The organism is Salipiger abyssi (genome assembly GCF_017311415.1).
Lineage (GTDB): Bacteria > Pseudomonadota > Alphaproteobacteria > Rhodobacterales > Rhodobacteraceae > Salipiger > Salipiger abyssi_A.
On sequence record NZ_JAEKIS010000009.1, the window covers coordinates 152,479 to 175,843 of the forward strand.

Below are 23,365 nucleotides of genomic sequence, written 5' to 3' on the forward strand. Positions count from 1 at the left end.
TCCGGGCCTGCGCGTCACGTCCTTTTTCCGATCTCAGACCGGCCGGAACGTCAGCGACACCCCGTTGATACAATGACGCTTTCCGGTAGGCGGTGGACCGTCGTCGAAGATATGGCCGAGATGCGAGCCGCAGCGCCGGCAATGGCATTCGGTCCGGGTGACGAACAGCTTGCGGTCGGGCTTTGTCTCAACGGCATTCGGCAGCGCCTGATAAAAGGACGGCCAGCCGGTGCCGCTGTCGAATTTCGTCTCCGACGCATACAGCGGCAGTTCGCAGCCCTTGCACAGGAACGTCCCGTCGCGCTTTTCGTCGTTCAGCGGTGAGGTAAAGGCGCGCTCGGTGCCCTCCTCGCGCATCACACGATATTCGGCGTTGCTCAGCATCGCGCGCCATTCGGCCTCGCTTCGGCTGATCTCGAAGCGCTCGGCGGCGCTGCCGCGGGTGACGCCGAGCCCCAGGGCCGCGGCGGTGGTGGCGAGAAATCCTCGGCGGGTCATGGCTCTCCTCCTGATTATCCCCTTAAACGATGCGCCCCCGGCCGGTTTTCGTCCAGCCGGGGGCAACGCACGATTGCGCGAGAGCCCTGTCATCTTGGGGATCGCTAAGGCTCGCCGCTCCTCATGCGCTTGCTACCGCCCGACAGTTCCGGGTTGGCCGGACGGATCCCTTTACCCCGCGCCTCGCGACGCGGGGCATGCGCGTGCATTACATCGCGGGCAGCAGCACACGGTCGATGACATGGATCACGCCGTTCGACTGCTGCACGTCGGCAATGGTGACATTGGCGGACCGGCCCTGCTCGTCGGTGAGAGTGATCGTGCCCCCCTCCAGCTTCGCCTGAAGCGTGCAGCCGCCGACGGTCGGCACCGGATGCATGCCGCCGTCATCGGCGATCATGCCGGCGATGGCGTCGGACATGGCGCTGGTCGCAACAACATGGCAGGTCAGGATTTCCGCGAGCTGCGCCTTGTGCTCGTCCATCATAAGCTGGCTCAAACTCTCGTCCGAAATCCGGTCGAAGGCGGCGTCGGTCGGTGCGAAGACGGTAAAGGGGCCCTCGGAATTCAGCGTATCGACCAGGCCGGCCTGTTTCACAGCAGCCACCAGCGTCTCGTGATCGGCGGAGTTCACCGCGTTTTCGACAATGGTCTTGTCCGCATACATCGGCGCACCGCCGACCATGGGGTTCTCTGCGGCAAAAGCCGGAGCGGCAAGCGCGGAGAGGGCAGTGGCAATAATGGCGGTCTTGAACATGGTCATCTGTGATTCCTCCGAATTGACAATCGACCGGTCCGCTCTGGCCGGTCCTGCCCGAAGTCACGCAGCGCGTGGCCCGGAAGTTTCAGATATTGCCTTCACGGAGTCGTGAGGGAGAGCCCTAACGCAACCCCGCGCCACAGCAGCCCCGCCGGCGGCCGCGCGAGATGCGGGCCTGCGGGCCCTCTGCAATCGCGAGGCGCCCGTGTCGATGGAGTAAGGTGGCAGGATAGCGGTATCGCCCGAACGGCAAGGGCGTGAAAATGCGCGTGAGACCGACGACCGTGGCGCCGTCATTCACCTGAGGATCAATAACCCCCCGGGCGTCAGAGGATCGTAGCCACGCGAAGCACGTGGCCAACCCGCGATCGCTTGCCGTCAAAGATAGGCCCGCCGCGAAAGACGATATCGTTCATATCCCTCGCCCGCCCTCCGCGAACGGCAGCGGGCAGGACTCCGCCACAGCTCTCAGTGGGTCCAGGCGCCCTTGCGGTCGACCGCGAAATTCTCGGCATAGCCGCGCGGGCGGATGTTCGGGCTGCGCTTGTGCGGCTCGGTCACAATCGCCTCGATGCCATGTTCCTTGGCATAGTCCAGCGCCTGCGCCTTGCTATCGAATCTCAGACGCACCTGGGATTGGGTATCAGCGGAGGAGGTCCAGCCCATCAGCGGATCGACCTCGCGCGGCTCGCTCGGCGCAAATTCGAGAATCCAGTGTTTCGTCTTGCCCTGGCCCGAGGACATTGCCGTCCTGGCTGGCTGGTAAATCCGTGCGCGCATGGAATCCCTCCTGAACATTATGAAACGGTATCGGGGATTTGACCCAACAGGGCAAGGGATCCGCGCTATTTTGCCGACATTTCGCGGCGCGTCGCGGCAGGAAGGCGCAAACAGGGCACGCTCCATCGAAGAGACACGGGGGAGCGAGGGGTGGGTTGTGCGCTCCGATCGGGGGCGATGCCACTGCTTGCAGGGAAAAGGTAAGTATCGCCCGCCCCTTTTATCAATCGAAAAACGTGCCCGACCTGTCGCTGTATGAGCGACAAATGACCTAACGTAAGCCGATTGTCGCTTATTCCTAACGCGTTACGACCAGTTCCTGAGACGGGCGGCGCTCTGCCCGTTTTTCATGCAACGCGCCGCTGCGTCACGGCCCCTTGAAACTCCGCGCTGCGAAGACAATTCTGGCAGGCGTCCGGTCGAGGAACCTCCCATGCCCTATGCCCATTCCGACAAGTCCGCCCCGGCGATGCACGCACCTGCCCCCGATGTGCGCGAGCGTGAAAAGCTCGAAGGCGGCAAGCGCTTTGTCATGCAGACCGAGTTCCAGGCGGCCGGCGACCAGCCCACCGCCATCGCCGAGCTTTCCGCCGGGGTGAGCGAGGGCGAGCGCAATCAGGTGCTGCTGGGCGCCACCGGCACCGGCAAAACTTTCACCATGGCCAAGGTGATCGAGGAAACCCAGCGCCCTGCGATCATCCTCGCCCCCAACAAGACGCTGGCGGCGCAGCTATACGGCGAGTTCAAGGGCTTCTTCCCGGACAACGCGGTGGAGTACTTCGTCTCCTATTACGACTACTACCAGCCCGAGGCCTATGTGGCGCGCTCGGACACCTACATAGAAAAAGAAAGCCAGATCAACGAACAGATCGACCGGATGCGCCACTCGGCCACACGGGCGCTGCTCGAACGCGACGATGTGATCATCGTGGCCTCGGTCTCCTGCATCTACGGCATCGGCTCGGTCGAGACCTACGGCGCGATGACCCAGGATCTGATTGCCGGCAACGAATACGAGATGCGCAAGGTCATGGCGGATCTGGTCACCCAGCAATACCGCCGCAACGACCAGGCGTTTCAGCGCGGCTCGTTCCGGGTGCGCGGAGATTCGCTGGAGATCTGGCCCGCCCACCTCGAAGACCGGGCGTGGAAGCTGAGCTTTTTCGGAGAAGAGCTTGAGGCTATTACGGAATTCGACCCGCTCACCGGTCAGAAAACCGGCAGCTTCGAGCGCATCCGGGTCTATGCCAACTCGCATTACGTGACGCCGAAACCGACGATGAATCAGGCGGTGGTGCAGATCAAGAAAGAGCTACGCCAGCGGCTCGACCAGCTGGTGAACGAGGGCAAGCTGCTGGAGGCGCAGCGGCTGGAGCAGCGCACCAATTTCGATATCGAGATGCTGGAGGCCACCGGCGTCTGCAACGGCATCGAGAACTATTCGCGCTATCTCACCGGTCGCGCCCCGGGCGAGCCGCCGCCCACGCTGTTCGAATTCATCCCCGACAATGCGATTGTCTTTGCCGATGAAAGCCACGTCACCGTGCCGCAGATCGGCGGCATGTACCGGGGCGACTACCGGCGCAAGTTCACGCTTGCCGAGCACGGGTTCCGGCTGCCCTCCTGCATGGACAACCGCCCGCTCAAATTCGAGGAATGGGACGCGATGCGCCCGCAATCGGTGTTTGTCTCCGCCACCCCGGCGGCGTGGGAGCTGGAGCAGGCCGGCGGCGTCTTCACCGAGCAGGTGATCCGTCCCACCGGGCTGCTGGATCCGCAGGTGGAAATCCGGCCCGTCGAGATGCAGGTGGACGATCTGCTCGACGAGGTGCGCAAGGTCACGGCGGACGGCTTCCGCACGCTCTGCACCACGCTCACCAAGCGCATGGCCGAGGATCTGACGGAATACATGCACGAGCAGGGCATCAAGGTGCGCTACATGCATTCCGATATCGACACGATCGAGCGGATCGAGATCCTGCGCGACCTGCGGCTCGGCGCCTTCGACGTGCTGATCGGCATCAACCTGCTGCGCGAGGGGCTCGACATACCGGAATGCGGGCTGGTGGCGATTCTGGACGCGGACAAGGAGGGCTTCCTGCGCTCCGAGACCTCGCTGATCCAGACCATCGGTCGCGCGGCGCGGAATGCCGAGGGCCGCGTCATCATGTATGCCGACCGCATCACCGGCTCGATGGAGCGCGCCCTGGCCGAGACCGAGCGGCGGCGGGTGAAGCAGATCGCCTATAACGAAGAGCATGGCATCACACCGGCGACGGTGAAGAAGAATGTCGAGGATATTCTGGCCGGGCTCTATCAGGGCGATGTCGACATGAACCGGGTGACGGCGGTGGTCGACAAGGAGCGCGCCGGCGCCAATCTGGAAACAGTTCTGGAGGGGCTGCGCACGGATATGCGCAAGGCCGCCGAGAATCTGGAGTTCGAGGAGGCCGCGCGGCTGCGCGACGAGATCAAGCGGCTGGAGGCGGTGGACCTCGCGGTGCACGACGACCCGCTGGCGCGGCAATCGGCGGTCGAGGCGGCCTCGGACGCGGCGGTCAAATCCTCGGGCCGCTCCACGGCGGGCCGCCCGGGCCAGCGCGGCGGGAATGTGAAGCGGCGGAAGCGGTAGGGTGGGCAATCTGCCCACCGTCATTGCGCCGGGCCGGAAGAGCGAATGGTGGGCAGATTGCCCACCCTACTCGCCGAACATCCCCTCGCCCAAGCCGCCCGACCAATCCGCATCGACGCGCCCCAAGCGAATGTCGCGATGGATCGACGACCAGGGCCAATCCGAGGGCTGTGCCGCCAGCCCGTGCCGCACCGGATTGCCCCAGCAATAGGCCACATGCGCTTGGTAATCCGCCTCGTCGCGGATCATGTGCTCCCAATAGCGCCGCTGCCAGATTCCGCGTTCGCGCTTGGCCCGTTTGCTGGACGAGACCCGCGTAGGGTGGGCAATTCTGCCCACCGCCCCTGTTCCGGCAGACCCCGCACCCACCCGCCTCGAAAACCGCGCCTTGATCTTGCGCCAGCGCTCGGGAAAGGCATTGTCGCCGGGCGGCAGCGTCCAGACCGCGTGCAGATGATCGGGCAGGATCACCATCGCGTCGCAGAACACCGGCGCCTCGCGTATGGTGTCGAGATAGGCGCCGCGCAGATCATCGACATGTTCCAGCAATAACGCCGAAGGCCGCCGCGCCAGCGCGACGATGAAGAAATACGACGCCCCGGGCATCTGCAATCGACGGTAATTCGGCATCCGTCCGATATGACGCGAAAGCGGTAAAGGACGGGTTAAGTACGAGGCGGCGGTGGGCAGATTACCCACCCTACTCAGCCGCAGAAAACCCGCAGCACCACGCCGTCCTCATCCGTCTCGATATTCAGCCTTGCGGGGTTGAAATCCATCGTCGCGGGCTGGCCCTCGCGCAGCACGCGGATCTGCTCGCCGGCGGGCAGCGTCACCGCGGCGATGTTTTGCCCGACCAGCGCCGCGTAGCCGGACGGGTTGCACAACCCCTCCGCCTTCTCCGCCGAACCCTCGCTGCCGCTCACAGTCAGCCCCAGCAGGCGCCAGCTCTGCATGCCGCCGCGATAGTAAAAGATCCGCTCCGCCGGATAGCCCGCCTCCAGCATATTGCGGATCGCGGTGGGCGACTGACCGCACCAGAGCCCGTTGCAGAAGAGCGCGACGGGCTTCGCCTCCGCGCAATCCCAGCCGTCGAAATCCGGCTCGCACCCGAGCCGGCCCAGCTCGTCGATGATATAGGTGTAGGGGATGTTCATCGCGCCGGGGATTGTGCCCTGCCGGAACCAGTCGGACGTCCGGCTGTCGATCACCAGCGCCTCGGGATCCTGCAACATTTCCAGCAGCTCCAGCTCGCCGATCGTGGTCACGCCTGGCGCCGGCTGCATGGGCTGAATGCAGAAATCCGGACAGGGGCGCGATGTACGCGCCCAGTCGCCGGTCAGCCGGTGCTCCGGATCCTGAATGCGCGAGATCTCTGCCGGGCCGTGTTCCGTCTCGACCGTGACCGAGGGCACGCCGCGGGCGATGTTCACCGGCGTTTCGGCACCAGCCCCGCCACATCCCAAAAGCAGCGCCGCACCCAGCGCAACCAAGTGCAACTTCGTCATCTCGTCCTCCCGATCCATCCAAAGCGCCGCCTTTCGCCACCGCGCGGAATACAGCAGACTGCGCCCATGCTGGAACTCTCCGCCCCATCCTCCCATCTCTACCCCGGGGCCCTGTGCCGCGTCGAGGAGGGAGCACTCGCCGACGGGCCGGTGGTGGTGCTCTTCGCCGATGGCAGCCGCGCCGGTGGCGAGCTTGCAGGCGGCCAGTTGCAGCTCTCGGCCTATGAAACCCGCGCCGGCACCCCGATCCCCGCGCGGCTGTGGCAGATCGACACCCAGACCCTGCGCATCGCCGCACGGTTACATTGAGGGATCGACAGCGCGCATATCCGGCATAAATTACCTCCATGCGCCCGATTCTCGCGATCCCCTTCACCGGACTGCTGCTGCTCGCCGCCTGCGCCACCCCGCAGGAGCGCTGCCTGAGCGATGCCGCCGGCCCCTGGCGTTCGGCGCTGAAGGAGCGGCAGCGCATCGCCGAGGATCTGGCGCGGGGCTTCACCTATGAGACCAAGTTCGAGGAGCGGACGCGCTTTCGCTGGTGCGCCGGCGGCGCGGGCCAGCTCTACCCGTGCTGGGAAACCGATGCGCAACCGGTGACGCGGCGGATCCCGGTCGACGCGGCGGCGCTGCGCGCCCGCGACGCCGAACTCGCCCGCGCCCTGCCCGATCTGCGCCGTGCCGCCGAAGCCGATATGGAGCGGTGCCGCGTGGCCTTCCCCGAGCCGGAAACACCGCCCTCTTGACAGCCCCCGGCATTGGCGCAACCCCGCGCTTTTCGGGCCTTAGCTCAGCAGGGAGAGCGCGTCGTTCGCAATGACGAGGTCAGGGGCGATCTCCCCAGGCGCCACCATCCCCACATCTCCTAAGCCACGTTACATCTCCGGCGACGTTCCCCGATGCCAGCATATGCCCACCGCCTTGCCGCCTCGGTCAGGCAAACCTGCGGACGATCCAGCGCCGCGCGGGTTTTTCCAGCAGGTGATAGCTCGCCGACGAAACGAGCAGCAGCGCCAGCGTGACCAGCGGCCAGGAGGGAACCGGAATGCCGAGCTTCGGGAGAAAATCCAGGCAAACCCAGATGAGCAGCAGATGAACCATGTAGATGGCATAGGAGATCTCGCCCAGATAGACGAGGAGTGCGGAATTGGTCGGACAGGCGCGCCTGGAAGAGAGACCGGCGCCGCCCAGGATCAGCATCGCAAAGGCGAGCAGGACCGGATAGCCGGCTGTGGCGTCGCACGTCAGACCGAAGAGCATCGCCAGGCCAAGCACAAACAGCACCGCCGAAACCGCGCCCGAGACATGCGGAGCGATCAGCCGCAGGATCATCCCCAGCAGAAACAGCGGCACGATGCGCAGGGCGCCGAAATCCCAGGTCAGGTGCAGGAAGGCCGATGCGCCGAGGGCAACCGCCAGCAGGTGGGCCAGCACGGCGCTAACGCCGAAGGCGAGACAAAGCGGCAGCAGCCCGCGCAGGCGCGGGCCGGCCAGCGCGAAGAGCAGATAGGCAAACATCTCTGCCGAGATCGTCCAGCTCGGCCCGTTCAGAACCAGCCCATCCGTCGTCGCAAAGGAATGCAGCAGCAAGAGCGAGGCCCAGAGCCCTTCAGCGGGCCGGGCGCCGGCCCAGGCCAGCAGCGCAAACACAAGCAGCAGCGTAAGATGCAGCGGATAGATCCGGGCCAGGCGTTTGACCATGAACCGCCGGATCGAAAACCGGTGCGCCGCGATCTGGTCTCCGTAGACATGCAGGATCACGAAGCCCGACAGGATAAAGAAGAAATCCACCGCGCGGGCCCCGTTGCGGATCACCGACAAGACCCAACCGTCGGCAAGCTCGATGCGCAGGCTCAGGTGGAACAGAAAAACCCAGAAGGCGGCGAAGAAACGCAGAGACGTCAATGTGCGCAGATCGCCGGCGACAGCAAAGGGTTTGCGCGCGACTTCGCCAACCGCGGAGGGACTGGTACAGACAGAATTCACAACTGGTTGGTCCGGCATAAGGTCGGAGAACAGCTACTTGTATAAAGCGAGCGATTCCGACGTCACATCTGCATCCGACACTCGCAGCGTCGAGCACTCTACGCAAGATTGAAAATCCCCTCAGAACTCGCCCAATCCTAGGAGCCGACGCGCAACGGCGGCATCGCTCCGAACGCCACACCCCGGCCCAGGCACAAAAACGCCTGTCATATGAGCTTTACCAAAGCGCGCTACCTCTGGTGCGACCACTGCATCTTGCGAGACTTGCCAGGCGTGAAACGCGAGATATAGTGTTTTCAAGCTGGGGCGGGTCGTCCCGCTCTGGTGCTTCTAGACGGGCAGACAGGGCAGGGAACGAGTCATTCCATGGACGGCGACTTCAGAACGCATTTCGTAAGAGAACCATCGGCGCTGAAACAACATCCGGCGCTGGTGCTGAACGCGGATTACCGACCGCTTTCCTACTATCCGCTTTCGCTCTGGCCCTGGCAGGAGGCGGTGAAAGCGGCCTTCCTCGACCGGGTCGACATCATCGCCGAATATGACGAGGAGGTCCGAAGCCCCTCGATGACGCTGAAAATACCCAGCGTGGTGGTGCTGAAAGATTACGTCAAACCGAGAAAGCGCGTGGCCTTCACGCGCTTTAATCTTTTTCTGAGGGACGAATTCCGCTGCCAGTATTGCGGATCCAAGGGCGAGCTGACCTTCGATCATGTCGTGCCCCGCGCCTCTGGCGGCATCACCAGCTGGGAAAACGTGGTCGCCGCCTGCGCGCCCTGCAACCTCCGGAAGGGCTCGAAATCGCTGCGCAAGGCGAACATGTCGCTGCGCAAGATCCCGCGCCAGCCCGGCGCGTCCGAGCTGATGAATGTCGGGCGCAAGTTCCCGCCCAACCACCTGCACGACAGCTGGCTCGATTTCCTCTACTGGGACGCCGAGCTGGAGGCCTGAGCCGCCCGAGCCTCCGGGGCTTGCCTCGCCGCCCTGCCCGGCCTAAGCCGCTGCCGGGCGCCTCGGCGCGCCAGGAAAGGGTGTCATGCTGCTCTATCGCCTGCTCGTTTCGGTCTTTGCGCTGGGTGTACTCGCCCGGCTGGCGCTGCGGCGCGACCGTGACGCGCTTTGCCAGCGGCTGGCGCGCGGCCCCGCAGAGCCCGGCCCGCATCTTTGGCTGCACGCCGCCTCGAACGGCGAGCTGGCCTCGGCAAGGCCGCTGATCGCCGCGCTGCAAGCCGCCCGCCCCGACCTCAAACTGCTGATCACCTGCAACTCCGCCACCGGCGTGGCGCTGGCGCAAGGCTGGGGGCTCGCCGCCCGGCTGGCGCCGCTCGATCTGGCGCGGGTGGCGCGGCGCATGCACCGGCGCTGGGACGTGCGCGGCCATATCGCGATGGAATCCGAGCTCTGGCCGCACCGGGTGCTCACCTGCCCCGGCCCGGTCTTTGTCATGGGCGGGCGGCTGACCGAAAGCACCGCGCGGGTCTGGCGGCTCTTCGGCGGACTGCAAGCGCGGCTGCTGCGCCGCATAGCCTGGCTCTCGCCGCAGGACGCGGGCTCGCGGACGCGCTACCGCGCCGCCGGGCTGCCCGAGGCCGCCACCGGTCCGGTGGTCGACCTGAAGGCGCTCTACACCCCCGAGACGCGGCGCGACCCGGCGCTGACGTCGGCCTTCGCGCGCGACAAGACCTGGCTCGCCGCCTCGACCCATGAGGGCGAGGAAGAGATCGTGCTCGCGGCCCATGGCCTGGCGCGCGGGGCCGAGCCAGACCTGCGGCTGATCCTCGCCCCGCGCCATCCGCGCCGCGCCGAGGCGTTGCTGCGCCTGATCGCCGATGCCGGGCTGAGCGTTGCCCGGCGCAGCGCCGGCGACGCCCCCGAGGGCGCCGATGTCTATCTCGCCGACACCATGGGCGAGATGGGGCTGCTCTACCCGCTGGCCGGGCGCATCCTCATCGGCGGCACGCTGAGCGATGTCGGTGGCCACACCCCCTACGAGCCCGCCGCCTATGGCGCCGCCCTGCTGCACGGCCCGGATTTCGCCAAACACCGCCCCGGCTTCGACCGGCTGCACGCACAAGGCGCCGCGACGCTGGTCCACGATGCCGAAGAGCTGGCCCGAGCGCTCAACGCGCTTGCCGCCGAGGCCGCCCAGCAGACCCAAGGCACGGCGGCGCAGGCCGCGCTGCGCCCGCAGGCCGATGCGCAGACGCTGGCCGCCGGCATCACGCAACGGCTGGCCCCCTGAGCACCGCCTCGCCGGACGATCCGTTCCGCTTGAACTTTCCCGCCAAAGGCTTAGGTCATAAGGGACACTTACGGGTGAACGACCATGATCCAGTATTCCCTCAAATGCGCGCAGGATCACCACTTCGACAGCTGGTTCCAGTCCGCGAGCGCCTTCGACAAGCTGCATGCCGCCGGCATGGTGACCTGCGCCGTCTGCGGCTCCTCCGAGGTCGAGAAAGAGTTGATGGCGCCCCGCGTGAATGCCGGCGCCGAGAAACCCGCTGACACCGCGCCGCTCTCCGCCCCCGCCTCGCCCGCCGAACAGGCGCTGCGCGAGCTGCGCGCGGAGATCGAGAAGACCTCCGATTATGTTGGGCGCGATTTCGCCCGTGAGGCCCGCGCCATGCATGAGGGCGACCAGCCCAAACGCGCGATCTGGGGCGAGGCGCGCGGCGACGAGGCGCGCAAGCTGGTCGAAGACGGCATTCCCGTCGCGCCCCTTCCCTTCCGTCCCTCCAGAAAGAGCAACTGATGCGCATCCTGATCACCGGCGCCAATCGCGGCATCGGCGCCGCGCTCGACAGCGCGCTCGGCGCCCGCGGCCACACCGTCATCGGCACCGCCCGCGGCCACCCGGAATATCAGGAGCTCGACGTCACCAGCCCCGCCTCCGTCGCGGCGCTGGCCGAACGGCTCGAAGGCCAACCGCTGGACGCACTGATCTGCAATGCCGGCGTCTATCTCGACAAGGGGCACAACCTGGCCGACGGTTTCCCGGCGAAGATGTGGGCCGATGAATTCGCGGTGAACGTCACCGGCGTATTCCTCACAGTGCAGGCGCTGCTGCCGCATCTCCAACAGGCCGAGGCGCCCCGGATCATGATCATCTCCTCGAATATGGGCTCGGACGCCCGCGCCCCCGGCGGCAGCTATATCTATCGCGCCTCCAAGGCCGCGGCGCTCAATCTCGGGCGCAACCTCGCGGTCGATCTGAAGCATCTCGGCATCGCGGTGGGCATCTATCACCCGGGCTGGGTGCAGACCGACATGGGCGGCAGCGCCGCCGCGATCACGCCCGATGCCTCCGCGAACGGACTTGCCGACCGGCTGGAGGCGCTGGGGCTCGGCAATACCGGCTGCTTCGAGGCCTATGATGGCGAGCCGCTGGCCTTCTGAGCCCGAAGAGTTCCCCGCCGCCTTCGCCCGCGCCTGGGCGACACGCGAGGGCGCCGAGATCGCCGCGCTTTTCACCGAGGACGCGGAGTTCGTGAATGTCACCGGGCTCTGGTGGACCGGACGCAAGCGCATCGCCGCCCCGCATGATTACGCGCTCAAGAGCTTCTTCGCCGAAACCGAACTGAGACCGGGCCGCATCGCGGTGCGACGGCTGGGTGCGGATGTCGCGGTGGTGCGCTGCCGCTTCACCTTGACCGGCCAGCGCCTGCCCGAGGGCGGCATCGCCGGGCCGCGCCAGACCATCCTGCTCTTCGTGCTGCAAGACCGCCCCGAGGGCTGGCGTGCGGTGGCGGCACAGAACACCGATGTGGTGCCCGGCATGGAAACCCATGTGAATGACGGCACGCTTCGTCCCGCCGACTACCGCCAAGACTAAGCCGCGGCCGCCAGATCTCGGCACATGCCGTTTTCGCCTGCGCAGACAGCAGCTTAGCCTCCCGCGCGACACGCATTTTTTTCACAAGAGCGCATTCCCGCCATCTCCTCTTTACGCCGCGCGTGAACGCGCTACCGTCGGCGCGAACCAGTTTCGGAGGATATACACATGAAGATCATCTGGCTCGGCCACGGCTCTTTCCGCATCGAAATCGAGGATCAGGTGCTGCTGATCGACCCCTGGCTCAGCGGCAACCCGTTGCTGCCCGACGAGCGTGCCGACGAGGCCACTGCCGGCGCGACGCAGATCCTTATCACCCATGGCCATTTCGACCACACCCAGGATATCGTCGCGGTCTCGCAAAAGACCGGCCTGCCGGTCTCGGGGATCTTCGAACTGGTCGGCCTGCTGGAAGCCCAGGGCGCGACCGCCGGCCACGCTTTCAACAAGGGCGGCACGGTGCAGTTCGGCAATGTCTCGGTGAGCATGGTGCCCGCCTCGCATTCCTCCTCGATGCAGATCGACGACAAGCCGGTCTATACCGGCATGGAAACCGGCTTCATCATCAAGGGCGAGGGCCGCACGATCTATTTCTCGGGCGACACCACCATCATGTCCGACATGGCGTGGATCGGCGAGTATTACAAACCCGATATCGGCATGCTTAGCGCCGGCGGCTATTACACCATGGACATGGACATGGCGGCCTGGGCCGCGTCGAAATATTTCGACTTCAAGACCGTGATCCCGATGCATTACCGCACCTTCCCGGCACTGGCGCAATCGGCGGAGAAACTGGCCGCCGGCCTGCCCGGCGTACGGGTGATCGAACCCGAGGTGCTGGAGCCGATCACCCCCGATCCGGTCTGATCCGCGCTTTCGGACGCGCCCCCCACCGCCTATAGTGCCCCGAAAACAAGCGGGGCACGGGCATGGCGGGGCAGACAGAGACGCAGCCGTTCAATGTGATGATCGTCGGCCAGGGCGGGCGGCTGCAATACGAGGCCATCCTCTTTGCCCTCTCCCTGGCCGCCACGACACGCAGCGACGGCATTCGGCTCTATGTGGCCGAACCGCAGCCCGGCCCGCTCTGGCCCGACGATCCGCGCATCACCGATCCCGAGGCGCGCGCCCTGCTCGACGCGCATGGCGCGCGTCTTCTGCCCTTCGAGAGCCGGCATTTCGGTGCCCGATATCCCTATGGCAACAAGATCGAAGCGCTGCTCGCCCTGCCCGAGGGCGAGCCCTTCGTGTTCTTCGATACCGACACGCTGGTGCTCGACGATCTGGGGAAGGTGCCCTTCGATTTCTCCCGCCCCACCGCCTCAATGAAGCGCGAGGGTACCTGGCCGCAGATCGAGCTTTACGGGCCGGGCTACAGCGAGACCTGGAAGGCGCTCTACGACCGCTTCGGGCTCGATTTCGAAAGCTCTCTGGATACGCGCTGGCCCGACGAATACTGGCAGCGCTATCTCTATTTCAACGCCGGGTTCTTTTTCTACGAATGCCCGCGCCGCTTCGGGCAGCGCTTTCTCGACTACGCGCTGTCGATCCGCGACGACCCGCCGCCCGAGCTGATCTGCCAGAGCCTCGATCCCTGGCTCGACCAGATCGCCCTGCCGCTGGTAATCCACAGTTTCGGCGGCGGGCGCGGCACCCTGCCCGAGGGGCTGCTCGACGGGTCGGTGACCTGCCATTACCGCACCCTGCCGCTGCTCTACGCCCGCGAGCCCGACGCGGTGGTGACTTTTCTCGAAGAGATCGCGGCGCCCAACAAGATCAAGAAAGTGCTCAAGCAATACGAGCCGATCAAGCGCATGGTCTATCAGGGGCGCGGCCAGAAGGCGCGGGCGCTCTTCGACCGCGACGACCTGCCCCGACGCGAACAGGCGATCCGCAACAAGCTCAAGCGCGAAGGCTTCTGGATGCGCTAGGCGCCGGTTCGCTCCGACACGAAAATGCGCTTTGGAACGCACTATCCGCATGAGACACTGCCGCGGGGACAAGGGAGGCGCAGATGTCCGGTTTTACAACCCTTCTCGTGGGCACCACCAAGGGTGCCTTTCTTCTCTCCGGCACGAATCGTGCGGCGTGGACAGTTACAGGCCCGTTCTGCGGCGGCTGGCCGATCAATCACATGACGAGCGACCCCGAGACCGGGCGGCTCTGGGCGGCGGGCGGCAACGATTGGGTCGGCGCCGGCGTCTGGCGCAGCCAGAACGGCCGCGACTGGACGTTAGCCAAACTCTCGGACGGACAGATCGACGCGTGGGTGCGCAACGACCCGTCCATGGCCGAGATGTTCGGCATGGAGCCGCAGCCCCCCGCCCCCTTCACCGGCAAGGCCGATGCGCTCTGGTCGATACGGCACACGCCAAAAGCGATCTATGCCGGCGCGAAACCAGCCCGGCTCTTTCGCAGCAGCGATGGCGGCGAAAGCTGGGACGAGGTGAGCGGGTTGACCGATCACCCATCGTCCGACAGCTGGCAGCCCGGCGCGGTGGGGCTGACGCTGCACACCATCGTGACCGTGCCCGAGGCGCCGGAAAAGCTCTGGGTCGGGATCTCGGCGGCAGGCGTCTTTGCCAGCGAGGATGGCGGCGAGACATGGGAGCGGCGCAACCGCCGCTCGAATGCCCCCGCCACGCCCTGCAATCACCCGGCGGCGGGCGACGGGGTCGAGACCGGGCATTGCGTCCACAACATGCAGCGCGCGCCGGGCGGCGCGGGTGATCTGCTTTACCAGCAGAATCACCACGGCGTGTACCGCTCGCAGGACGGCGGGCGCAGCTGGGACGACATCACCGAGGGGCTGCCCTCAACCTTCGGATTTCCCATCGCGGTGCATCCGCGCGACCCTCAGACGCTCTGGACCCTGCCACTGAATGGCGACATGGCGGGGCGCTTTCCCCCGGATGCGCAGGCCGCCGTCTGGCGCTCGCGCGATGGTGGCGAGAGTTGGCAGGACTGCCGCTCCGGGCTGCCGCAAGAGGGCTGCTATTTCACCGTGCTGCGGCAGGCCATGACCACCGACACCGGCAGCCCGGCGGGGGTCTATTTCGGCACCAATTCCGGCTCGATCTTTGCCAGCACAGACGAGGGCGACAACTGGGAGGAAATTGCCCGCCACCTGCCCACGGTGCTCTGCGTCGAAGTGATGGAGCGGGCACCGGGCTGAGCGCACACGCTCTGTTGTGAGCCACCGCGCAATCGCTTATCCCTGAAGGCAATCGCAGGAACAGGGAGGTTTCCATGACACACGGCTTCGACACGCTGCAAATCCACGCCGGCGCCCGGCCCGATCCGGCCACCGGCGCCCGGCAGACGCCGATCTACCAGACCACGGCCTATGTGTTTCGCGACGCCGATCACGCCGCCGCGCTCTTCAACCTTCAGGAAGTGGGCTATATCTACTCCCGCCTGACCAACCCCACCGTCGCCGCGCTGCAAGAGCGCGTCGCGACGCTGGAGGGCGGCGCCGGTGCGATCTGCTGCTCTTCTGGCCACGCGGCGCAGATCCTCGCGCTCTTCCCGCTGATGGCTCCCGGGCGCAATATCGTCGCCTCCACACGGCTTTATGGCGGCACGATCACCCAGTTCAGCCAGACCATCAAACGCTTTGGCTGGTCCTGCACCTTTGTCGATTTCGACGATCTCGACGCGGTCGAGGCGGCGATTGACGACGACACCCGCGCGGTGTTCTGCGAGAGCATCGCCAACCCGGGCGGCTATGTCACCGATCTCGACGCCATCGCGGCGATCTCCGACAAGGCCGGCATTCCGCTCATCGTCGACAACACCTCGGCCACGCCTTACCTCTGCAAACCCATCGAGCACGGCGCCACGCTGGTGGTGCATTCTCTGACCAAATACATGACCGGCAACGGCACTGTCACCGGCGGCTGCGTGGTGGATTCTGGCAAGTTCGACTGGTCGGCCTCCGACAAGTTCCCCTCGCTCTCGGCGCCGGAGCCGGCCTATCACGGGCTGAAATTCCACGAGACGTTCGGCTCGCTGGCCTTCACCTTCCACGGCATCGCCATCGGCCTGCGCGATCTCGGCATGACGATGAACCCGCAGGGCGCGCATTACACGCTGATGGGCATCGAGACGCTGAGCCTGCGCATGCAGAAACATGTGGAGAACGCCACCCGCGTCGCCTCCTGGCTGGAAAACCACCCGGCGGTGGAGCAGGTCACCTATGCCGGCCTGCCCTCCTCGCCCTATAACGACCGGGTGGCCAAGATCTGCCCCAACGGCGCGGGCGGGCTGTTCACCGTGGCGCTCAAGGGCGGCTATGAGGCCTGCACGAAATTCGTCGGCGCTCTGGAGATCTTCAGCCATGTGGCCAATCTCGGCGATGCGCGCAGCCTGGTGATCCACTCCGCCTCGACCACCCACCGCCAGCTCTCCGAAGAGCAGCAGATCGCGGCGGGCGCGGCGCCCAACGTGGTGCGGATCTCCATCGGGATCGAAGACCCCGAAGATCTCATCGCGGATCTGGATCAGGCGCTGACCAAGGCCGGCTGAGCCTTTGTCGGGAACCGGGCAGCCGCCGCATCAGGCGGCTGCCCTTTTTGCATGCACGAGCGGCTCAGACCCGCTCCAGCGGCAGATGCGGCGCCTCGGGCAGATGCACGGCGATCGCGTCGCCCGGGCGCACAAGCCCGCCGCGCGTCACCACCGCCATGATCCCCGCCCGGCGGATCAGCCTGCCATCCACCCCGCGCGTCAGCACCTCCGAAAGCAGCCCGGGGCGAAAGCCCGAGATCTGCGCGCAGGGGTTGCGCAGACCGGTCACCTCGATTGCCGCCTCGCCGATCTCCAGCACCGTGCCGCGCGGCAGGCCCACAAGGTCTAGCCCGCGCGTCGCAATATTCTCGCCCAGATCGCCGGGTTGCAGATCGTAACCCTTTGCCGCCAGCTCTTCGAAGAGCTCGACCCCCAGCAGATGCACCTGGCGCAGATTTGGCTGGCTCGGATCCTGCGCCACGCGCGAGCGATGCTGCACCGTCACACCGCGATGGGCATCGCCCTCCACCCCCTCGCCCGCGATCAGCCGGATCGCGTCGCAGACGGGCTTGCTGAAGCGATGCGCCGCATCCTTGGCGACGGCGACGACCTCCGCCACCGGCCTCACTCGCCCAGAGCGAAGACCACGCTCACCCGCGCGTTCAGCACCGACTCGCCCGCCGCCACCGGCGCGGCAGAGACCCGCGCCATCTCCATCATCGGCGCCGGCGCATAGCCGCCGCCCGCCTCCGAGATCGACAGCACCGGCCCGAGCGTCACCCCTGCGGCCTCGGCCAGCACCTGCGCGCGCGACATCGCATCCGCCACCGCGTCGCGGCGTGCCTCGTCCATCACCGGATCCGGCTCTTGCAGGCCAAAGGTCAGCCCCGACAGGCGGTTGGCGCCATCCTCGGTCACAGCGCCCAGCACCTCGCCGAGCTGGTCCAGATCGCGCACCCGCACGGTCAGCCGGTTGCTCGCCTCATAGCCCTCGATCTCGCGTCCGCGCCCCTGGCCGTAATCGTTCCAGACCGGTTGCAGGCCGATATCCGAGGTCTGACGGTCGCGCGGCGCGATCCCAAGCGTATCGAGCCGCGCGAGAATCGCCGCCGCGACCTGGTTGGCCTCCTCCATCGCGGCGCCGGGCTCTTCGTTCTGCGCGGTCACACCGAGCGTCACGGTGGCCATGTCGGGGACGGCGGCGGCCTGGCCTTCGCCTGTGACGGTCATCCGGGGGCTGTCGTCCTGGGCCAGCGCCACGGCGGGCGGCATCATCAGAACGCAGAGCGCGGCAATGGCAAAGCGACGCATGGAATCCTCCTTTGATCATGCGGATCTATGCTCAACATCCTTCGCCGGCGCCCCGCCCGCAAGGGTTTGCGGCGAAAGCTTTCTTTCACTGAGCGGAGAGCTGCTGTAGAGTCGGTGACCACGCCTTGGGACTCCCCTAGGCCCACGAGCAGTGATAGAGACCGTGCATGGCACCGAATTTCGCGCTTTCCCTCTCTTTCGAAGGCATCGCCCTGCTGCGCCGTGCCGGCAACGGCTGGTTCCCGCTTGGCGAGGTTGCGCTGGATCGCGACGATCTCGACGCGGCCCTGCGCGCGCTGCGCGATGAGGCCGAGACCGCCGCTCCGGACGGGGCAAAGGTCATCCTCGTGCTGCCCAACGAGCAGATCCGCTATCTCGACCTGCCCGATCCCGGCGGCGATGACGCGGCGCGCGGTGCCGCCGTGCGCGCGGCCTTCGATGGGGCCACACCCTACGCGGTGGACGAGCTGGTGATCGACTGGTCGCGGCGTGGCGACACGCTGCTGGCCGCCGCCGTCGCGCGCGAGACGCTGGAGGAGGCCGACGGGTTCATCCGCGCCCACGGGTTCGATCCGGTGAGCTTCACCGCGATGCCCGAGGCCGGCAGCTTCGAGGGTCCGGCGTTTTTCGGCGCCGCGCCGGGCTGGACCGGCACGCCGCCCGAGCGGCTGTCGCAACCGGTCCGGATCGTTGCCGCGCCCGAACCGGAGCCCGAGCCCACCCCTGAGCCCGAACCGGAGGCCCCCGCCGAAGAGACGGCGCCGGATATCCCCGCGGCTGCGCTGGCACCGCTGCCCGAGCCGGCGCCCGCAAAGGCCAAGGAGCCTCCCGCGCCGGCGGCGGAGCCCGAGATCGCCGGGAGCGAAACGACACCTCCGACGCCCCCCAAGGCAGAGGCGGAAAAGGCCGCGTCCGCCGAAATGCCGGCACCGACCGAAGAGGCCCCGAACGCAGACGCGAACGCCGCGACAGAGGCCCCCCGCCCTGCCAGTTTCGGACAGGGGATTTTCGGCCCCGGCGGCAATGCCCGCGCCGATACGATCCCCGCGCTGGAGAACGAGGCACCCAAACTGCGCGCCGCGCCGGCGCTCGGCAACACCCCGCCGCTGCCCGGCGCCGGCGATGCGGCCTCCGGCCCCGCGCCGAGCTTTACCAGCATCCGCGCCACTCGCGATCTGCCGCCCGCCGCCCCCGCGCCCTCGGTGCAGCCGGCAGCCGAGCCCGGCCCGGGCGCGGCGAATGGCAAGGCCAAGCTCCGCGCCCGTGAGGCTGATGGCGCAGCCCCTGTGCCGCCCGCGCCCGTGCCGCCAACGGCAGTGCCAGCAAAGGAAAAGGACGGGCTCGGCAAGCGCGCGCGCGCCGCGCTGGCCGGCCCGGCACGCAACAAGGCCAAACCCGCCGAAGCGAAGCAGCCGCCCGCACCGAAGAAGCCCCCCCGGAAAGCCGCCAAAGCCGCGCCCGCGCCTGCTGCGCCCCCCGCCCCCGGTCCTGCCGCAAAGAGCACCCCGCCGGCGCCACGCCCGGACGCGGTGCAAACCGCCGCGCTGCGCCGCAGCCGCAACGACGATCCCGGCCCTGCCGCACCCGCGATAGCCGCCGCAGCAACCTTCGACCCGGAGGAAGAACGCCGCCGCATGACGGTGTTCGGCGCCCGCAACGGCGAGCAGATCGGCGGCAAGCCGCGCTATCTCGGGCTGATGCTGACCGCCGTGCTGCTGCTCTTCCTCGCCGGGGTGGCCGCCTGGGCGTCGGTCTTCCTCGACGAGGGGCTGTCGCGCTTCTTCGGCGGGGCGGATGTGACCGAAACCGCCGCCGTCGCGCCCGAGGAGCCAAAGCCCGACGCAGAGACCACCGCCCTGCCGGAACCGGAGACCGAAGCGGAGGACGATACCGCGCTGACGGCGCTGGAACCGGCCCCGACTGCGCCACCACCGCCCGCTCCAGCCCCGATACAGCCCGAGGGCGCGCAGGCGCCCACGCCGGAGGAGGCCGAGGCGCGCTATGCCGCCACCGGGATCTGGCAGCGTGCGCCCACCGCGCCGCTCGAACCCGCGCCGGATCAGGTCGAGGATCTCTATGTCGCCTCGGTCGACCCCAAGGTCGGCCAGTTCGACGCGGTGGCGCTGCCCGAGGCGCCCGCCGCCGGCGACGATCTGCCGCTCGATCCGCAGCGGCTGCCGCCCGGCCCGGATGTCCGCTTCGATCTCGACGATCAGGGGCTCGTCCGCGCCACGCCCGAGGGTGCGATCTCGCCCGATGGCGTTCGGGTCTTCGCCGGGCAACCGCCGCAGGTGCCGCCCGCACGCAGCGCCACCGAGACGCCTGGCGAGCCGGCGGCGGAGGCCGCGCCGCAGGAGGCCGCCGATCCGGCTGTCGAGCAGTTGCAGGAGCGCCGCCCACAGGCCCGCCCCGGCGATCTCGTCGAACAGGCGGAGCGCGCCAATCTCGGCGGCATCTCGATTGCCGAGCTCTCCCGCATACGCCCGGCCCTGCGTCCGCTCAGCGCGCAGGAAGAAGCAAGCGCGCAGGCGGACGCCCAGCAGGCCGAGGATACCGCCGATCAGGCCGAGGACAACGCCGAGCCCGACACGCCCCCCGCCACCGAGCTCGCCATCGCGAATTCGCTGGCGCCGCAGCCCCGCCCCGGCGACATGGCCGGTATCGTCCGCCGCGCCGAGCGCGAGACGGTGCAGACCGCCTCCACCGCCCCGGTGCGCATGCAGCCCGGCCCGCGCGTGCCGCAGAACACCAATGTGGCCAAGGAAGCGACGGTGCGGAACCAGATCAACCTGCGCCAGATGAACCTGATCGGGGTGTTCGGCAAGGCGTCGAGCCGCCGCGCGCTGGTGCGGCTGTCGAACGGGCGGCTGCAAAACGTCAAGGTGGGCGACCGGCTGGACGGCGGGCGCGTCGCCGCCATCGGGGAATCCGAGCTGCAACTCACCAAGAGCGGACGCAACATCGTGTTGCGGATGCCGAGCGGCTGAACCAGGCGCGCCGCAAATTCCTTCAAAGGAATTTGCAACTCTTTTCGAAAAGAGTTGCCGTCGCTCAGAACGGCACGTCGTCCTCCGCGTGCACGAAACGCGCGACCACCTTCTTCACCCCGGATTTCTCGAAGGCGATCTCCAGCTTGTCGCCCTCGATCCCGGTGATCTCGCCATAGCCGAATTTCTGGTGAAACACCCGCTGGCCCATCTCGAAGGCCGAGACCGCCTGAAGGTCGATCACCGTATTGCGGCTCTCGCGCGGCTGGCTCACCGGGCGCTGCGACGAGCGTTCCTGCAAGCGCTTCCAGCCCGGGGAATTATAGACATTGGCCTCCGCCGCCCGCGTCTCCAGCCCCGATCCGCCGCCATAGGCCGCGGCCGCGCCGAAGCCGCCACCATAGAGCCCCGGCGGCGTCAGCACCTCCACATGCGCCTCGGGCAGCTCGTCGATGAAACGCGACGGCAGCGCCGATTGCCACTGGCCGAACACCCGGCGGTTGCCGGCAAAGGAGATCGTGCAAAGCTCCTCGGCCCGGGTGATGCCGACATAGGCCAGCCGCCGCTCCTCCTCCAGGCCCTTCAGCCCGCTCTCGTCCATGCTGCGCTGCGACGGGAACAGCCCGTCCTCCCAGCCCGGCAGGAAGACGCAGGGGAATTCCAGCCCCTTGGCCGCGTGCAGCGTCATGATCGAGACCTTGGCGCCAGCCTCCTCGCTCTCGTTGTCCATGATCAGCGCGACGTGTTCGAGGAAGCCCTGAAGGTTCTCGAACTGCTCCAGCGCCTTGACCAGTTCCTTGAGGTTCTCCAGCCGGCCCGGCGCCTCGGGCGTCTTGTCGTTCTGCCACATCGCCGTGTAGCCGGATTCGTCGAGAATGACCTCGGCCAGCTCCATATGGCTAAGCTCCGGCGTGCCGCGCCGGGTCTCGCCCACCACAAAGGCGGGCTCGTCGTCGATCACATCGGCACTGTCTTCGGCCTCGCCCGGGCGCAGCACCGGCCCCAGCATGGTCTCGCGCCAGCGCGCCAGGTTTTCGCAGAGCATCCGCAGCTGGCCGGCGCCCTTGCCGCGGAGCCGCTCCTCCTCCACCGCGATGCGGGCGCCCTCGATCAGGGACACGCCGAATTCCCGCGCCGTCGCCTGGATGGTCTGCTGCGCCTTGTCGCCAAGGCCGCGCTTGGGGGTGTTGACGATGCGCTCGAAGGCGAGATCGTCATCGGGCGAGACCACCAGCCGGAAATAGGCCATGGCATCGCGGATCTCCATCCGCTCGTAAAAGCGCGGGCCGCCGATCACCCGATAGGGCAGACCGATGGTGAGGAACCGGTCCTCGAAGGCGCGCATCTGATGCGAGGCACGCACCAGAATGGCGATATCGTCGAGCGAATATTGCCGCAGCCCGCGCGTGCCCTTTTGCAGCGACTCGATCTCCTCGCCGATCCAGCGCGCCTCTTCCTCGCCATCCCAGTGGCCGATGAGGCGGACCTTCTCGCCCTCCTCGGCCTGTGTCCAGAGCTCCTTGCCCAGACGCCCCTCATTGCCGCGGATCACGCCGGAGGCGGCGGCGAGGATATGTGGGGTCGAGCGGTAATTCTGTTCCAGCCGCACCACATGGGCGCCGGGAAAATCCTTTTCGAACCGCAGGATGTTGCCGACCTCGGCACCGCGCCAGCCATAGATCGACTGGTCGTCGTCGCCGACGCAGCAGATATTCTTGTGCGCGCCCGCCAGCAGCCGCAGCCAGAGATACTGCGCGACGTTGGTGTCCTGATACTCGTCCACGAGGATGTAGCGGAACCAGCGCTGATACTGCGCCAGCACGTCCGGATGCGCCTGAAAGATCGTCACCACATGCAGCAGCAGATCGCCGAAATCGCAGGCGTTGAGTTCGCGCAGACGGGCCTGATACTGTTCGTAAAGCTCGGTGCCGCGATGGTTGAAGGCGCCAGCCTCGGAGGCGGGCACCTTGGCGGGTGTCCAGGCGCGGTTCTTCCAGTGGTCGATGAGCGAGGCGAGTTGCCGCGCCGGCCAGCGCTTTTCGTCGATATTGTTGAGCGAGAGCAGCTGTTTCAGCAGGCGGATCTGGTCGTCGGTATCGAGAATGGTGAAATTGCTCTTGAGCCCGGCCAGCTCCGCATGGCGGCGCAGCAGCTTGACGCAGATCGCATGGAAGGTGCCGAGCCAGGGCATGCCCTCGATCTGCTGGCCGAGCATGCGGCCCACCCGCTCCTTCATCTCGCGCGCGGCCTTGTTGGTGAAGGTCACCGCGAGGATCTCGTTCGGGCGCGCGTTGCCGCTCATCAGCAGATGCACGATCCGCGCGGTCAGCGCCTTGGTCTTGCCGGTGCCGGCGCCGGCGAGCATCAGCACCGGCCCGTCCATCTGCAACACCGCCTCGCGCTGCGCCGGATTCAGGTCGTCGAGATAGGGCGCGGGCCGTGCCGCCATGGCACGGGCCGACAGCGACGCGCCTTCGAAGGCGTCCATGTCATCGAAACTGCTCATGAGCCCAATCTAGCCGCAGACGCGCATAAAGAAAAGCGGCGTTCACGCAA

22 protein-coding genes are annotated in these 23,365 nt (G+C 67.0%); 13 read left to right on the forward strand and 9 right to left on the reverse strand.

The annotated features are described in order from the left end of the window. Positions 1–33: 33 nt before the first annotated feature. From msrB to I6N89_RS14285, 3 genes are all read right to left on the reverse strand, one after another. Positions 34–498 carry a peptide-methionine (R)-S-oxide reductase MsrB gene (gene msrB / locus I6N89_RS14275; RefSeq protein WP_207019107.1) on the reverse strand — a complete coding sequence of 155 codons (465 nt, stop codon included), beginning with the start codon at positions 496–498 and terminating at the stop codon, positions 34–36. Between the two features lie 208 nt (positions 499–706). Next, positions 707–1,255: a fasciclin domain-containing protein gene (locus I6N89_RS14280; RefSeq protein WP_419247624.1), complete on the reverse strand. Its 549-nt coding sequence runs from the start codon at positions 1,253–1,255 to the stop codon at positions 707–709. Positions 1,256–1,726: 471 nt separating this feature from the next. Beyond that, entirely contained in the window at positions 1,727–2,038 is a 312-nt protein-coding gene (locus I6N89_RS14285; RefSeq protein WP_207019109.1) for an ETC complex I subunit, read from the reverse strand. A gap of 433 nt (positions 2,039–2,471) precedes the next feature. On the opposite strand from I6N89_RS14285, the gene uvrB reads away from it, so the two are divergent. Further along, positions 2,472–4,670, forward strand: a complete 2,199-nt coding sequence (uvrB, locus tag I6N89_RS14290) for an excinuclease ABC subunit UvrB (protein WP_207019110.1) — start codon at positions 2,472–2,474, stop codon at positions 4,668–4,670. Between the two features lie 66 nt (positions 4,671–4,736). Here uvrB and I6N89_RS14295 read toward each other — a convergent pair whose 3' ends face one another. Together I6N89_RS14295 and I6N89_RS14300 are read right to left on the reverse strand one after the other, a co-directional pair. Further along, the gene (locus tag I6N89_RS14295; RefSeq protein WP_207019111.1) at positions 4,737–5,300 is read right to left on the reverse strand and encodes an REP-associated tyrosine transposase; all 564 of its coding nucleotides are present in this window, start codon (positions 5,298–5,300) and stop codon (positions 4,737–4,739) included. Between the two features lie 74 nt (positions 5,301–5,374). After that, complete coding sequence (locus tag I6N89_RS14300) at positions 5,375–6,178, reverse strand: I78 family peptidase inhibitor (RefSeq protein ID WP_207019112.1); 804 nt, start codon at positions 6,176–6,178, stop codon at positions 5,375–5,377. 66 nt (positions 6,179–6,244) lie between these two features. Between I6N89_RS14300 and I6N89_RS14305 the strand changes: the two genes are divergently transcribed. Together I6N89_RS14305 and I6N89_RS14310 are read left to right on the forward strand one after the other, a co-directional pair. Beyond that, positions 6,245–6,487, forward strand: coding sequence for a hypothetical protein (locus I6N89_RS14305; RefSeq protein WP_207019113.1), 243 nt, complete (start codon positions 6,245–6,247; stop codon positions 6,485–6,487). A gap of 38 nt (positions 6,488–6,525) precedes the next feature. Beyond that, the gene (locus I6N89_RS14310) at positions 6,526–6,924 is read left to right on the forward strand and encodes an excinuclease ABC subunit B (protein ID WP_207019114.1); all 399 of its coding nucleotides are present in this window, start codon (positions 6,526–6,528) and stop codon (positions 6,922–6,924) included. A 187-nt stretch (positions 6,925–7,111) separates the two neighbouring features. On the opposite strand, the gene I6N89_RS14315 is transcribed toward I6N89_RS14310, so the two are convergent. Next, positions 7,112–8,083 carry an acyltransferase family protein gene (locus I6N89_RS14315; protein WP_207019115.1) on the reverse strand — a complete coding sequence of 324 codons (972 nt, stop codon included), beginning with the start codon at positions 8,081–8,083 and terminating at the stop codon, positions 7,112–7,114. A gap of 447 nt (positions 8,084–8,530) precedes the next feature. Between I6N89_RS14315 and I6N89_RS14320 the strand changes: the two genes are divergently transcribed. From I6N89_RS14320 to I6N89_RS14360, 9 genes are all read left to right on the forward strand, one after another. Continuing rightward, positions 8,531–9,115, forward strand: coding sequence for an HNH endonuclease (locus I6N89_RS14320; RefSeq protein ID WP_076696120.1), 585 nt, complete (start codon positions 8,531–8,533; stop codon positions 9,113–9,115). Positions 9,116–9,200: 85 nt separating this feature from the next. Then, positions 9,201–10,406 (forward strand): 3-deoxy-D-manno-octulosonic acid transferase, encoded by a 1,206-nt coding sequence (locus I6N89_RS14325; protein WP_207019116.1) that lies wholly within the window; start codon positions 9,201–9,203, stop codon positions 10,404–10,406. Positions 10,407–10,490: 84 nt separating this feature from the next. Continuing rightward, complete coding sequence (locus I6N89_RS14330) at positions 10,491–10,919, forward strand: DUF1178 family protein (RefSeq protein WP_207019117.1); 429 nt, start codon at positions 10,491–10,493, stop codon at positions 10,917–10,919. Continuing rightward, the gene (locus I6N89_RS14335) at positions 10,919–11,563 is read left to right on the forward strand and encodes an SDR family oxidoreductase (protein WP_207019118.1); all 645 of its coding nucleotides are present in this window, start codon (positions 10,919–10,921) and stop codon (positions 11,561–11,563) included. Before I6N89_RS14330 ends, I6N89_RS14335 begins: the two co-directional genes overlap by 1 nt. Beyond that, a complete protein-coding gene (locus I6N89_RS14340; protein WP_207019119.1) occupies positions 11,541–11,999 on the forward strand; it encodes an SgcJ/EcaC family oxidoreductase in 459 nt (152 codons plus the stop codon). Before I6N89_RS14335 ends, I6N89_RS14340 begins: the two co-directional genes overlap by 23 nt. Before the next feature lie 168 nt (positions 12,000–12,167). Then, positions 12,168–12,869 carry a metal-dependent hydrolase gene (locus I6N89_RS14345; RefSeq protein WP_207019120.1) on the forward strand — a complete coding sequence of 234 codons (702 nt, stop codon included), beginning with the start codon at positions 12,168–12,170 and terminating at the stop codon, positions 12,867–12,869. 62 nt (positions 12,870–12,931) lie between these two features. Further along, positions 12,932–13,933: a hypothetical protein gene (locus tag I6N89_RS14350; RefSeq protein WP_207019121.1), complete on the forward strand. Its 1,002-nt coding sequence runs from the start codon at positions 12,932–12,934 to the stop codon at positions 13,931–13,933. Positions 13,934–14,016: 83 nt separating this feature from the next. Beyond that, positions 14,017–15,177 carry a WD40/YVTN/BNR-like repeat-containing protein gene (locus I6N89_RS14355; RefSeq protein ID WP_207019122.1) on the forward strand — a complete coding sequence of 387 codons (1,161 nt, stop codon included), beginning with the start codon at positions 14,017–14,019 and terminating at the stop codon, positions 15,175–15,177. 74 nt (positions 15,178–15,251) lie between these two features. Next, the gene (locus I6N89_RS14360) at positions 15,252–16,529 is read left to right on the forward strand and encodes an O-acetylhomoserine aminocarboxypropyltransferase/cysteine synthase family protein (protein WP_207019123.1); all 1,278 of its coding nucleotides are present in this window, start codon (positions 15,252–15,254) and stop codon (positions 16,527–16,529) included. Between the two features lie 64 nt (positions 16,530–16,593). Here I6N89_RS14360 and I6N89_RS25775 read toward each other — a convergent pair whose 3' ends face one another. After that, positions 16,594–17,130 carry an MOSC domain-containing protein gene (locus I6N89_RS25775; protein WP_207019124.1) on the reverse strand — a complete coding sequence of 179 codons (537 nt, stop codon included), beginning with the start codon at positions 17,128–17,130 and terminating at the stop codon, positions 16,594–16,596. Between the two features lie 5 nt (positions 17,131–17,135). Beyond that, positions 17,136–17,822, reverse strand: a complete 687-nt coding sequence (locus I6N89_RS14370; protein ID WP_207019125.1) for an SIMPL domain-containing protein — start codon at positions 17,820–17,822, stop codon at positions 17,136–17,138. A 167-nt stretch (positions 17,823–17,989) separates the two neighbouring features. On the opposite strand from I6N89_RS14370, the gene I6N89_RS14375 reads away from it, so the two are divergent. Further along, positions 17,990–20,809 carry a hypothetical protein gene (locus I6N89_RS14375; protein ID WP_207019126.1) on the forward strand — a complete coding sequence of 940 codons (2,820 nt, stop codon included), beginning with the start codon at positions 17,990–17,992 and terminating at the stop codon, positions 20,807–20,809. Positions 20,810–20,873: 64 nt separating this feature from the next. Here I6N89_RS14375 and I6N89_RS14380 read toward each other — a convergent pair whose 3' ends face one another. Beyond that, the gene (locus I6N89_RS14380; protein WP_207019127.1) at positions 20,874–23,315 is read right to left on the reverse strand and encodes an ATP-dependent helicase; all 2,442 of its coding nucleotides are present in this window, start codon (positions 23,313–23,315) and stop codon (positions 20,874–20,876) included. Positions 23,316–23,365 lie beyond the last annotated feature (50 nt).